Consider the following 13,372-nt stretch of genomic DNA (forward strand, 5'->3'; position numbering starts at 1 on the left):
TGTTGAAAATGATATGATAAAAATGATTGCAAAAAGATGAAAAGAGAAAGGAAAAGCATATGAGCTTATATTCAGTGGTTGTTCCTGTATATAATTCTGAACATACACTGGGAGAACTATATACCCGTTTGGAGAAAGTATTCCGGGAAACTCTTAAAGAAGACTTTGAACTGATCCTGGTAGATGACGGATCAAAGGACAGATCTTATGAGATCATGACGGAACTCAGAGAAAAGGATCACAGGGTACGGATCATACAGATGGCCCGTAACTTCGGACAGCATCCGGCACTTCTGTGCGGATTTGCACATGTAAAAGGAGAGTTTGTGGTAACAATGGATGATGACCTTCAGCATCAGCCGGAGGAACTTCCGAAGATGGTCAGAACCATGCAGGAGAGACCGGATGTGGATGTTATCATTGCAAGCTATGAAGGAAGAAAGCATGGTCCGATACGCAAACTGGGAACGAAATTTTCTGTATGGGCAACTTCAAAGATGCTGGGAAAAGATCCGGATCTTCAGATCACCAGTTACAGGCTGATCCGCAGATTCCTTGTGGATGCCATGGTAAAAACAAATACATATCTTCCACAGATTGGAAACCTTCTGATCAGGAGTTCTAACCGTATTATTAATGTTCCGGTTCAGCATGCAGACAGAGCTTACGGAAAAAGCGGTTATTCCTTTAAGAGACTGCTGAAAGATCTGATTTATGATATCACGACACATACTGCATTTCCCCTTCTGCTGGTGAGAAATATCGGAATTGTCAGTTTCCTGATAAGTGTAGTTCTGTCGGTCTGTTATCTGGTAAGATATTTTACACTGGGCATATCTGTGCAGGGCTGGACTTCGCTGATGCTGGTTATGCTGGCGTTTTTTGGACTGATTTTGTTATCGATCGGAATTATGGGAATCTATTTAATGAATATTCTTAATGAGGCAAAAAAAATGCCCCATTATGTAATACGTCGGGAGGATACGGACGAATAATGAAGGAAATTGGCGGATATTTTCAGCTGGAAGAGATGCCGGGAGAGGAATATTATCCTGACCTGTACAGGGTCAATCTTGGAAGAACCGCACTGCTGTGGCTTTTGAAGAGCCGCAGGTGCAGGAAAATCCTATTACCGTATTTTCTGTGTGGATCAGTGGTGCATACCTGTCAGGAAAATCAGATAGAGACAGAATTTTATCATCTGAATGAGAAACTGGAAGTTCTGTATCCGAAAGAACAGCTTCCGGAAGGGGAATATCTTTATCTGGTTAATTACTATGGTCAGCTGTCTGATTCCCGGATATCAGAGTATAAAAAGATTTACGGAAACATCATAGTGGACCATACCCATGCATTTTTTCAGAAACCATTAAAAGGGATAGATACACTGTATTCCTGCAGAAAATTCTGGGGTGTCAGCGATGGCGCATATCTGTCAACAGATACCAGCCTGACAGAAAATAAGACTGTCGATTATTCTGCAGAGCGTATGAAACATATTCTGGGGCGTTATGAGCATAATGCCGGAACCTACTACAAAGATATGCTGGAAAATGCGGCAAAATATGACGGGATGGAGCTTCGGCAGATGTCAAAGCTTACACAGAATCTTCTGAAAGCTGTGGATTATGACAGAGCAAAGAAAAAAAGGGAAGAAAACTACCGGATTCTCGGAGAACTGCTTCCATCGGAAAGTATATTTAATCAGACTGTGCCGGAGGGACCTTTTGCATATCCGTATTTCCACGCTGATGGAATGAAACTTCGCAGATATCTTGCCGAAAAGAAGATATTTGTGCCGACTTACTGGAAAAATATAATTGAGAACTCTGAGACAAAAAGTCTGGAATATACCTGGGCTGCCAATATTCTTCCGTTGCCCTGCGATCAGCGTTACAGCGTGGAGGATATGAAATATATGGCTTCGGTTGTCAGAGAATGTGAGGAACGGATATGAAACATAAAGTGTTGATTCTGGGAACGCTCGGAGAATTTACAGAGCTGGTAAAGAAAGCAAAAGAGAAAGGTTATGAGACTGTTGTGTGCGACGGATATGCAGATGGTATTGCCAGAACGTATGCAGATAAGGCTTATACCATTCCTGTAACAGATGTAGATGCTATTGCCCTGATGTGCAGGGAAGAAGGTGTGGACGGGATCATCACATCATTTTCAGATCTGCTCCTGGAGTGTATGGTTAAAATTGCAGACAAAGCAGGACTGCCCTGTTATCTGAAACCGGAACAGCTTTCCTGGTACAGGGATAAATCGGCATGCCGGGATGTTCTGGACAAGCTTGGACTGCCGGCACCGGGATTTCGGAAAATATCTGTGGAACTGCTGAAACAGGGATCAGAAGAAGAAATACAACAGAGTATTGCAAATCTGCAGTATCCTCTGATCAGTAAACCTCTGGATAAATATGGTTCAAGAGGAATCTTTATTATTCATCATTCAGATGAAGTCAGAAAAAAAGCCCTGCAGACAGCGGAATATACGGACTGTCAGGAAATTCTGGTTGAGGAATACAATGACGGTTATGAGTTTAACATGATGACATGGGTAATGGATGGGAAAGTCAATGTGATCAGTATTGCAGATCGTGAGAAAACGGAAATGGAAGAGGGAATGCTTCCGCTCAGCACACGAAATGTTTATCCATCCCGTTTCCTGGCGGAGGTCGAAAAAAGTGCCACAGATATTCTGCAGAATTATATCCGCTATACCGGACAGACGGAAGGTGCATTATCCATGCAGTTTTTCTGGAAACCTGGCAGGGGCATTCAGGTATGTGAGATTGCAGGACGTTTCTTTGGATATGAACATGAGCTGACAGATATGGTTTATGGATTTCAGACAGAGGAACTGCTGCTGGATTATCTTTATGAAAAAGACCGGATAAAGGAGATGTTTGACCGTCATGATATTTATCATCCGGTAAAATATGGGGCTGTACTGTATTTTCAGGGACGACAGCTTCAGATTGCAGATCAGACGGCAGCCTGTGAGCTTGCAAAAGAAAAATGCGTTGTAAAACCCTGGATTTTTTATAAAGAAGGCGAACATGTGATAGAATATGGGCCGAATCCATATCTTGCATTGTATTATATAGAAACAGAAAACCGCAGGCAGCTGGAGATGGAGACTGAGAAATTTTTCAGTGAGATGAGTATCCGGGATCCGGAGGGAAGAGAAGTTGCCTACAGAAATAAGATACCGGAATACGAGAAGGAAAAGAAAACAGATGATTGATTTTAACAGACCTGCTTTTACAGGCAGGGAATTTGATTACATACGTGATGCGGTACAGAGAGGAATGCTCTGTGGGGATGGAGAATATACGAAAAGATGTTCTCGGTGGATGATGGATAAATTTCATGTAAATCATGTAATGCTTACCACATCCTGTACCCATGCTCTGGAGATGGCAGCCCATCTTTGCGACATTAAGCCCGGTGATGAGGTGATCATGCCGTCCTATACATTTGTTTCAACCGCAGATGCCTTTGTGTTAAAGGGAGCAAAGATTGTATTTGTTGATATCAGACCGGATACAATGAATATTGATGAGAAACTGATCGAGGCGGCAGTGACTGAGAAAACAAAAGTGATCGTCCCGGTCCACTATGCAGGGGTTGCCTGTGAGATGGATACCATTATGGAGATTGCAAAAAAATACAATCTGAAGGTTGTTGAAGACGCTGCGCAGGGAGTAGATGCCTGTTATAAGGGAAAAGCTCTTGGTACCATTGGAGATTTTGGGTGTTACAGTTTCCATGAGACAAAGAACTATACTATGGGAGAGGGCGGTGCAATCCTTTTTAACAGGGATGAATATCTGGAGAAGGCAGAGATCCTGAGAGAAAAGGGAACTGACAGAAGTAAGTTTTTCCGCGGACAGGTTGACAAGTACCGCTGGATAGATTATGGTTCTTCCTATCTTCCAAGTGAACTGAATGCAGCATATCTTTATGCACAGCTGGAAGCAAGAGATCAGATTTTTGCCAAAAGAATGGAGATATACAATTATTATCATAAAAATCTGGCTCATCTTGCACAGGAAGGTAAGATCGAACAGCCTTATGTGCCGGAGGAATGCAGCCACAATGCCCATATGTATTATATCAAGGTGCGTGATATACAGGTAAGAACCCGGCTGATTGCTTACCTTCGGGAAAAAGGAATCTGCAGCGTATTTCATTACGTGCCTCTTCATTCTGCACCTGCGGGACAGAAATTTGGAAGATTTTCAGGGGAAGATGTTTATACTACAAAGGAAAGTGAACGTCTGTTGAGACTGCCGATGTTTTATAATCTGGATATGGAGGATGTGAAGTATATCACAGATACCATAGCTTCTTTTGACGGATTCTGATAATCGTGTGCCGCAAGTTTGTTTCAGGAATCAACCTGTCGGTACATCGGACGGAAAACAGAGACATATATTAAGAGGAAATATTATGAAAAAATGGAAATATTTATTAAAGGTTGTTATGGCTGTGGGAGTCATTGCAATGACTGCTGTTCAGATCTGCACTGCTGCGGAAGGAACTGCGCAGGCTGCTGTTTCAGAGGTTACACCCGTATCCATTTCAACTAATGAGATTTCAGGCTGGCCTGCAGGTCCTGAGATCACATCTGAGACAGGGGTACTGATGGATGCAGACAGCGGAACTCTTCTGTACAGCAAGGGCGGAGATGAAATCCGTTATCCGGCAAGTATTACCAAAATCATGACACTGCTTCTGGCGGTGGAGAACTGTTCCCTGAAAGAAGATGTTGTCTTTACGGAAACAGGAACACGTGATATCAGTTGGGATTCCGGCAATATTGGAATGCAGGTGGGAGAAGTGATGAGCATGAGAGCATGCCTTTATGCACTTGTGATCCGCTCTGCAAACGAGGTCGCAGCCCAGATTGCAGAACATGTAGGCGGCACAGAGCAGCACTTTGTAGATATGATGAATGAACGTGCGGCACAGATCGGATGCACGAATACACATTTTGTAAACGCCAGTGGTCTTCCGGATCCTGATCACTATTCTACTGCACATGACATGGCGTTGATCATGCGGGAAGGTCTGAAGAATAAAAAATTCCGCAGGATCATCGGTGCTACAGATTATACGATCAAACCTACGAACATGAACAGTGAGCCAAGGGTACTGCATACGCATCATCCGATGCTTGCCCCGGAGAGCAGTTATCATTATGATGGCTGTATTGGCGGCAAGACAGGATATACCAGTGAGGCCGGAAACACTCTTGTGACAGCAGCAGGGAAGAATGGAACTACCTATATTACAGTGACAATGAAGGCGGCAGACCTTGCAGTTGCCAGTACGGATTCCACAGCACTGTTCAACTATGGTTATCAAAATTTCACAAAAGCACAGGTAAATGGTGGAGAAGTATCAGTTCCAAACGGAGTGACTGTGGATAACCTGACTGTTCAGGAGAATTCACAGAATGGAAATACAGTAGATGATTACTATTATAATGATTATCTTTTGGGAAGCGTTGAAGTTCCGGAAGCTACACCTACACCGGAACCTGCAGTGGATGCCCTTTCTGATACATCCGGAGGAAATACGGATCAGGCGGATCAAAATGAGAAAGCAGATACTGTCGGAGAAGAAAAAACTTCTGCGGGGATGCCGGAACTGCGAAAAATACTTCTGATCATAGGAGCGGCAATGCTTCTTCTTATTATCATTCTGAGCATTGCACTTGCAAAAAAGGAAAAAAGATATTATGGCTAAGTCTGCATATCATGTGGATTTATGCGAACAGATATAACAGAAACACAGAGAAAGCTAAAGAAAAGAGGAAAATAAAATGGGAAAAATCAAAGTTACAGAATGTGGTGGAATTAAGGGATTAAAAGTGGTAGAACCTACAGTTTTCGGAGATGCCAGAGGATATTTCATGGAAACCTACAATTACAATGATTTCAAAGAAGCAGGAATTGATGTCGAATTTGTACAGGATAATCAGTCAAGCTCACATAAGGGTGTACTTCGCGGACTTCATTTCCAGATCAATTACCCACAGGATAAACTGGTACGTGTTGTAAATGGTGAGGTATTTGATGTGGCGGTAGATCTTCGTGAAGGCTCAGAAACATATGGAAAATGGTTTGGAGTCGTACTTTCTGCTGAAAACAAGAAACAGTTCTTCATTCCGAAAGGATTTGCACATGGTTTTCTTGTACTTTCCGAGCATGCGGAATTTGTTTACAAATGCTCTGATTTCTATCATCCAAATGATGAGGGCGGCCTGATCTGGAACGATCCGGATATCGGAGTTGAATGGCCGATTCCGGAAGGAATGGAATTAAGCTTTTCTGACAAAGATACCAAATGGGGAAGCTTTAAAGAGTACCGTAAATAGGAGAATGAGCGATTGAATACAATTTTTTCTTTACCGATGGATATTTATAAGAACAGACGGCTTGTTGCAAAGCTTGCAAAGAATGATTTCAAAACAAGATATGCAGGTTCTTATCTGGGAATTGTGTGGGCGTTTATCCAGCCTGTGATCACGATCCTGGTATACTGGTTTGTATTCTCTGTAGGTTTTCGTTCCGGAACAGGGGATCTGGGAGTTCCTTTTGTTCTTTATCTGGTAGCAGGTATTGTTCCATGGTTCTTTTTCCAGGATGCGCTGATAGGGGGGACAAATTCTCTGCTGGAATACAATTATCTGGTAAAAAAAGTCGTTTTTAATATCAGTGTGCTTCCGGTAGTCAAGATCATTTCTGCTATGTTTGTGCATGCATTCTTTGTGTTGTTTACGATCATCCTGTATGCAGCGTATGGGAAATTTCCTGATTTCTATTATCTGCAGATTATTTATTACAGTGTATGTGTGTTCATTCTGGTATTGGGCTTATCCTATGCCACAAGTGCAATCGTTATTTTTTTCAGAGATCTGACCCAGATCATCAACATTGTGCTTCAGGTAGGAGTCTGGCTGACTCCGATCATGTGGATCGTTGAGGCTTCACCTCTGATGGGACATCCTGTGATCATGAAGATCCTGAAACTGAATCCGATGTATTATATTGTTTCCGGATACAGAGATACATTCCTGATGAAAACCTGGTTTTGGGAACATGCAGGATGGACGGTCTATTTCTGGATATTTACAATTCTGTGTTTCCTGTTCGGAAGCTGGGTATTTAAACGTCTGCGCATTCATTTTGCAGATGTACTGTAACTAGTACAGCGAATATTAATATAGCAGAAACTTAATTTTCGCTGTACTGGTAAGCGTGAAATAAGTCAGAAGAAGATGAAAAACACAGGAACATAACAGAAAGGAAATCACGTGGAGAACAAGAAAGTAATTCAGGTGAAGGATCTCACCAAAATGTATAAATTATATGATAAGCCTTCGGACAGACTGAAAGAAGCGCTGGGGCTTACCAGAAAGAAACTTTATAAAGAGCATTATGCACTTCATGATGTAAATTTTGATATTTATGAAGGAGAATGCGTGGGAATTATCGGAACCAACGGTTCCGGTAAATCCACGATCTTAAAGATCATCACCGGTGTCCTGACTCCCACAGCAGGGGAAGTAAAGGTAGACGGACGAATTTCCGCGCTGCTGGAACTGGGAGCCGGATTTAACATGGAATATTCAGGTCTTGAGAATGTATACCTGAATGGAACCATGATCGGTTTTTCAAAAGAAGAGATTGATGCCAGACTGAATGATATTCTGGAATTTGCGGACATTGGAGACTTTATCCACCAGCCTGTAAAGACTTATTCCAGCGGTATGTTCGTGCGTCTGGCTTTTGCTGTTGCGATCAATATTGATCCGGAGATCCTGGTGGTAGATGAGGCGTTGTCTGTGGGCGACGTGTTCTTTCAGGCAAAATGTTATCACAAGTTTGAGGAATTTAAGAAACAGGGAAAGACGATCCTGTTTGTAAGTCATGATCTTGGAAGCGTTTCCAAGTATTGTGACAGAGTTATTCTTCTGAACAAAGGGGTAAAGATGGATGAAGGTTCACCAAAGCAGATGGTTGACCTGTACAAACAGCTTCTGGTAGGACAGAATCCTGTAAAACAGAATGAATCTGACGGTACAGAGCAGATTGTGGCAGAGGACAGTGAAGGACTGGGAGATTTTCAGGTAAATCCCAATATGCTGGAATATGGAAGCCGTATTGCTGAGATCACAGATTTCAGAGTCATTGATGATAAAGGAAGATGTTCCAATACTGTTGAAAAGGGAAGCTGCTTCAAAATTCGTATGAAAGTCCGGTTTAATGAAGAGATTCAGGAGCCGATCATGGCATACACATTTAAAAATATTCAGGGTACGGAAATCACAGGTACCAATACCATGTATGAAAATGCAAAGATAGAACACTCCGGAAAAGGGGATATATGTACTGTAACATTTACACAGAACATGAACCTTCAGGGCGGTGAGTATCTCCTGTCATTTGGATGTACAGGGTATAAAAACGGAGATTTTACGGTATTCCACAGACTTTATGACGCATGTAACATAACAGTTATTTCCAGTAAAAATACAGTTGGATTCTATGATATGGATTCAAAGGTGGAAGTACGGTGCGAAGAACAGGTCTGAGAATGTTATGATGACAAATATCAGTGCGAAAAAATAATCAGCGCGAGGACTATATATGGAAGAAAAAATCGGGAAAGTAATTCTGGATACCACGTGCTATCCGGGAAAAGATCTATACAGTGATGGTGCGATAGAGGATGAAATGCTTGCAATTTCCAGAGATTTTGCACCGGAAGAATTTAACAGAGTGATCAGTGAGAGAAAGAGCTGGCCAATTCTTTATCATTTTTCTCATATCAGGGAGAATATTCTGAGCTGGATTCCCTTTACAGGAGAAGAGAAGGTTCTGGAGATTGGTTCCGGATGTGGTGCTGTGACAGGAGCTCTCTGTGAAAGGGCGAAGGAAGTTACCTGCATCGAGCTTTCTATGAAAAGAAGTAAGATCAATGCATACAGACATCAGGATCAGGATAATCTTAAGATCCTTGTGGGAAACTTTCAGGAGATCGAGAAAAACCTTACTGAGAAATACGACTATATTACTTTGATCGGTGTATTTGAGTATGGAGAATCCTATATCCGGAGTGAGAATCCCTATGTGGACTTTCTCAGGATCATATCAAAGCATCTGAAGCCGGATGGAAAGATCATTCTGGCCATTGAGAACAGACTGGGACTGAAATACTGGGCCGGATGTACAGAGGACCATTTTGGAACTTTATTCGAAGGAATCCAGGGATACCCCAAAACAAAAGGGGTTAAAACTTTTTCAAGAAAAGAATTTAATGGAATTTTGGAGGAAGCAGGAAACTTAAAAGCCGACTGGTATTATCCATATCCGGATTACAAATTTCCAATGACTATTCATTCAGACAGACATCTCCCTGCAAGCGGAGAGCTGCATATGAGGGACTACAATTTTGACAGACTCCGTCTGGATCTGTTTCAGGAATCTCAGGTGTATAATACACTTTTGAGCAATGATCTTTACCCGCAGTTTGCCAATTCCTTTCTTCTTGTGATCGGAAAAGAACAGCCACAGACAGCACCGGTTTATGTGAAGTTTTCCAATGAGAGAGATCAGAAGCTCTCCATTTATACGGAAATCAGTGAAGCAGCAGATGGGCAGCTGACTGTGAAGAAAGTACCGTCGCAGAAGAAAGCGGCAGCTCATGTACGGAATCTGGGAACTATCTGCGAAGAACTGACCGGAATGTATAAAGAAGAGGAAATTGAAGTAAACCGCTGCCGGATCAAAGGTGACTGTGCGCAGCTGGAATATCTGACAGGTATCACCCTGGAAGATAAGCTGGATCATCTTCTGGAAGAAGGCAGAACAGAGGAACTGGAGAAATTATTCTTCTCTTATATACAGAAAGTAAAGAATATTCATGAGAAGAAACCCTTTGAGAAAACACCGGAATTTGTAAGGGTATTTGGAAATGTAAACCTGCGTTCTGATCTGAAATGTACAGAAATATCCAATATTGATTTTGTTCCTGCAAATATTATCCTCTCTGAGAATAAAGTATCTGTGATCGACTATGAGTGGACCTTTGCATTTCCTGTACCTTCACAGTTCCTGGTTTACAGGATGATCTTTTATTATCTGGAACTGAATGACAAACGAGGAATACTTAAAGAACGGGATTTCTATGAGAAAGCAGGAATCCTGCCTGAAGATATAGAAGTTTATGTGGAGATGGAACATAATTTCCAGCAGTATATTCTGGGTGAGCATACAGCAATGAGAAATATGTATGCCCAGATCTCTCCGGGCCGGGTGGAAGTAGAAGATTATTACAGAGAAAAGAAACAGGAATCTCTGGAAATGCTTCAGATTTTCTGGGATAACGGAAAGAGCTTTAATGAGGCTGATTCTGTGAGATATCTGTTCAGAAACGGGAAAATTCAGACGGAGTTTGAACTTCCGGAGAATACCACAATGCTTCGCCTTGATCCGGGCGAAATGTCCAAGGGACTTAAAATTGTAAAGCTGACATGGGAAGATGAAAGTCAGGTAAAGTTTCACACAGATGGCTGTGAAGTGTCCTCCGGAGAATTCTATTTCGGCGGTGACGATCCGCAGATCATAGTAGATTCTGTTCCTGAGAACAGAAAGTCCATAAAGATTGAGATGGAGATCCTGGACCGGAAAACCACAGAAAAGAAATTCTGGAAAGTATATGCAGAGCAGAAAAGGGCAATGGAGCAGATGAGTCAGGAGCTTGCGCAGAAGAAAGCTCTGGTCGATCAGGTGGAAGGCAGTAAGGCATGGAAAGTGTATCGTGCCATCAAAAGGGTTTAGTTATGGGAAATATACTTTGGAGTGTAGATAAAAAAATATACAGTGACAAAGAAGATCATACTCTGGCCATTACCGGATGGGCGATAACCAGAAATCAGTCAGAATGTGATTTCATTCTTTATGGCTCGGGAAAGGAACTCTTCGTTCCTGAACCTTCGCGTTGTGAAAGAGCGGATGTTGCCAAAGATTTAAAAGAAACAAAAGATATAAAAGAAGTGGGAAATGTCGGATTCACAGTAAAGATACCGGAAATTATAAAACTTGCAGAAGAACATGAGAAACTGCAGCTTGCGCTGAGAGCAGGAGATGAAAAAGAAATCATCTGGGAAGCCACAGCTGCAGAAGTGAAGGACTTTTGTGAGGAAAGTCTTATTGAATATCATATTGATGAGGAACAGATCACACAGGAGAGTATCCTGACAGTCAGAGGCTGGGTTGTAAACCAGCTGGAGCCGGATGAGATATTTGTACAGGGTACAGATGGGAAGGTTCTGGAATGTACGATCACCAGACAAAGACGTCCGGACGTGGAAGAGGCAAAGGGGATTTCCGAAGAAGAGAAAAGAAATCTGGGATTCAGTATTACTGTCAATCTGGAGAATACAAACGATCAGAATATCTGCATCTGTTTCAGGGGAAAAGATGTACAGAAAATTTATACTGTAAATGTAAAAAAAATAAAACGGGAAAATACCGGACTGTATCAGCAGATGAAACTGCTGTCTCTGAAGAACAGGCAGAAGAATCAGGAATATATAAAGAAAAACGGTATTGGAAGATTTATCCGTTATGTGAGAAATTCCCAGCTTAAGGACGGAGATCAGGATTATGAAGACTGGCTGAAAGATCATGTCGCATTCCGAAAGGAATTAAAAAGACAGAGAAATGCTGTTTTTTCTTATTCACCGCTGATCAGTATTGTGATGGTGGTGACGGATACAGATGAACAAAGGTTAAAAAGTGTGATCGATGCTTATACAGAACAGACCTATGGTAACTGGCAGCTGTGTCTTGCAGATGCATGTGAGGGAGAGGAAACAGGAGAGTTTCTGCGGAAAAAATATAAAAAAGAGATCCGCCTTTCCTACAAGAAGGTTACGGAAAACAACGGCATTTCGGGAAATCTTAATGCATCTCTGAAACTTGCAATGGGAGAGTATGTTCTGTTTGCCGGTCAGGAGATCATACCTGAACCTGATGCACTTTTTCAGATGGTCAAAGCGATCACAGAGAAAAAAGCGGATATGATCTATACAGATGAAGATGAGATCAGCGCAGACGGAAAACATTATTCTGAGCCGGAATTCAAGCCGGATTTCAATCTGTTCAGATTAAGGGAAAATAATTATATCGGACAGTTCTGGGCAATCCGGAAGGAAATTCTGGAACAGGCCGGAAAGTTTGATCCGGAATATGATGGTGCACAGGATTATGATATGCTCTTAAGATGCAGTGAGCAGGCAGAGAATATTGTGCATATTCCAAAGATCCTCTGTCATTCCATGAAAGCAGAGAACCTGATCACAGAAGAACAGGAGAAGAAAAACTGGGAAGCAGGCAGAAAGGCACTGGAGGAGCATTACCGCAGGGCGGAGGTTTCTGCAACAGCGGAACTTGCAGACAAGAAGGGATGGTACAGAAGCCATCTGACTATTTCCGGCGAACCGATGATTTCTGTGATCATTCCAAGTAAAGATCACATTAATGATCTGGAACTGTGTATTTCATCCATAGAAGAGAAGACAACATGGAAGAATTACGAGATCATTATTGTTGAGAACAACAGTGTGGAAAAAGAAACCTTTGTATACTATGAGACACTGAAAAACAGATACCCAAATGTAAGGATCCTTACATGGAAAAAAGAATTCAATTATTCTGCGATCAATAACTTTGCAGTAAGAGAGGCGCAGGGAGAATATCTGCTGTTTCTTAACAATGATGTGGAAATCATTACAGAGAACTGGCTTGAAGAAATGCTTCAGCTTTGTCAGCAAAAAGACGTGGGAATGGCCGGTGCGAAACTGTATTATCCGGATGACACCATTCAACATGCAGGAGTGGTAGTTGGTCTTGGTGGAGTTGCTGCCCATGTATTATGTAAACTTCCCCGGGATGCGGAAGGATATATGGGACGTCTGCGCTGTGTGCAGGAGATAAGTGCAGTCACTGCCGCCTGCATGATGGTAAAGACTTCTGTTTTTAAAGCAGTCGGAGGATTTGACGAGGAGCTGAAGGTTGCATTTAATGATATTGATCTCTGTATGAAAGTGAGAAAATATGGAGTGAAAATTGTATTCACACCGTATGCAGAACTGTATCATTATGAATCCAAATCCAGAGGAATGGAAGATACACCGGAGAAACAGCTGCGTTTTTCCAGAGAAGTAAACTGTTTCCGGAGAAAATGGGAAAGAGAGCTCCTGAAAGGAGATCCTTATTATAACCCCAATCTGACATTAAACAACACAGACTGTTCTCTGAGAAAACAGGAGAAGAACGGAGATTAAC

General features: G+C 42.1%; 10 protein-coding genes. All 10 read left to right on the forward strand.

The window, feature by feature from the left end; genetic code table 11:
• Window positions 1-59: 59 nt before the first annotated feature.
• The 10 genes from LJE09_RS03710 to LJE09_RS03755 all read left to right on the forward strand — a co-directional run bounded on the left by LJE09_RS03710 (window position 60) and on the right by LJE09_RS03755 (window position 13,371).
• Window positions 60-995 carry a glycosyltransferase family 2 protein gene (locus tag LJE09_RS03710; protein ID WP_008706126.1) on the forward strand — a complete coding sequence of 312 codons (936 nt, stop codon included), beginning with the start codon at window positions 60-62 and terminating at the stop codon, window positions 993-995.
• The gene (locus LJE09_RS03715; RefSeq protein ID WP_008706125.1) at window positions 995-1,957 is read left to right on the forward strand and encodes a hypothetical protein; all 963 of its coding nucleotides are present in this window, start codon (window positions 995-997) and stop codon (window positions 1,955-1,957) included. Before LJE09_RS03710 ends, LJE09_RS03715 begins: the two co-directional genes overlap by 1 nt.
• Window positions 1,954-3,252 carry an ATP-grasp domain-containing protein gene (locus LJE09_RS03720; protein WP_020993493.1) on the forward strand — a complete coding sequence of 433 codons (1,299 nt, stop codon included), beginning with the start codon at window positions 1,954-1,956 and terminating at the stop codon, window positions 3,250-3,252. Before LJE09_RS03715 ends, LJE09_RS03720 begins: the two co-directional genes overlap by 4 nt.
• On the forward strand, window positions 3,245-4,375 hold the full coding sequence (gene rffA, locus LJE09_RS03725; protein ID WP_055053014.1) for a dTDP-4-amino-4,6-dideoxygalactose transaminase: 1,131 nt from the start codon (window positions 3,245-3,247) through the stop codon (window positions 4,373-4,375). Before LJE09_RS03720 ends, rffA begins: the two co-directional genes overlap by 8 nt.
• An 85-nt stretch (window positions 4,376-4,460) precedes the next feature.
• On the forward strand, window positions 4,461-5,762 hold the full coding sequence (locus LJE09_RS03730; protein WP_020993492.1) for a D-alanyl-D-alanine carboxypeptidase family protein: 1,302 nt from the start codon (window positions 4,461-4,463) through the stop codon (window positions 5,760-5,762).
• 76 nt (window positions 5,763-5,838) lie between these two features.
• Window positions 5,839-6,393, forward strand: coding sequence for a dTDP-4-dehydrorhamnose 3,5-epimerase (gene rfbC / locus LJE09_RS03735; protein WP_008706119.1), 555 nt, complete (start codon window positions 5,839-5,841; stop codon window positions 6,391-6,393).
• 12 nt (window positions 6,394-6,405) lie between these two features.
• Entirely contained in the window at window positions 6,406-7,221 is an 816-nt protein-coding gene (locus LJE09_RS03740; protein WP_008706116.1) for an ABC transporter permease, read from the forward strand.
• Window positions 7,222-7,332: 111 nt separating this feature from the next.
• Window positions 7,333-8,613 carry an ABC transporter ATP-binding protein gene (locus LJE09_RS03745; protein ID WP_008706114.1) on the forward strand — a complete coding sequence of 427 codons (1,281 nt, stop codon included), beginning with the start codon at window positions 7,333-7,335 and terminating at the stop codon, window positions 8,611-8,613.
• 55 nt (window positions 8,614-8,668) lie between these two features.
• Window positions 8,669-10,861 (forward strand): class I SAM-dependent methyltransferase, encoded by a 2,193-nt coding sequence (locus LJE09_RS03750; protein WP_008706113.1) that lies wholly within the window; start codon window positions 8,669-8,671, stop codon window positions 10,859-10,861.
• A gap of 2 nt (window positions 10,862-10,863) precedes the next feature.
• The gene (locus LJE09_RS03755) at window positions 10,864-13,371 is read left to right on the forward strand and encodes a glycosyltransferase family 2 protein (RefSeq protein ID WP_082433139.1); all 2,508 of its coding nucleotides are present in this window, start codon (window positions 10,864-10,866) and stop codon (window positions 13,369-13,371) included.
• Window position 13,372: the final 1 nt, after the last annotated feature.

The organism is Blautia sp. DFI.3.45, from assembly GCF_020593505.1.
In the GTDB taxonomy this organism is placed as follows: Bacteria; Bacillota; Clostridia; order Lachnospirales; family Lachnospiraceae; genus Blautia_A; species Blautia_A wexlerae.

Coding starts and splice junctions, on each gene's coding strand:
- rffA (WP_055053014.1), top strand. CDS start 3,245: ATGATTGATTTTAACAGACCTGCTTTTACAGGCAGGGAATTTGATTAC.
- LJE09_RS03755 (WP_082433139.1), top strand. CDS start 10,864: ATGGGAAATATACTTTGGAGTGTAGATAAAAAAATATACAGTGACAAA.
- LJE09_RS03750 (WP_008706113.1), top strand. CDS start 8,669: ATGGAAGAAAAAATCGGGAAAGTAATTCTGGATACCACGTGCTATCCG.
- LJE09_RS03720 (WP_020993493.1), top strand. CDS start 1,954: ATGAAACATAAAGTGTTGATTCTGGGAACGCTCGGAGAATTTACAGAG.
- rfbC (WP_008706119.1), top strand. CDS start 5,839: ATGGGAAAAATCAAAGTTACAGAATGTGGTGGAATTAAGGGATTAAAA.
- LJE09_RS03715 (WP_008706125.1), top strand. CDS start 995: ATGAAGGAAATTGGCGGATATTTTCAGCTGGAAGAGATGCCGGGAGAG.
- LJE09_RS03730 (WP_020993492.1), top strand. CDS start 4,461: ATGAAAAAATGGAAATATTTATTAAAGGTTGTTATGGCTGTGGGAGTC.
- LJE09_RS03710 (WP_008706126.1), top strand. CDS start 60: ATGAGCTTATATTCAGTGGTTGTTCCTGTATATAATTCTGAACATACA.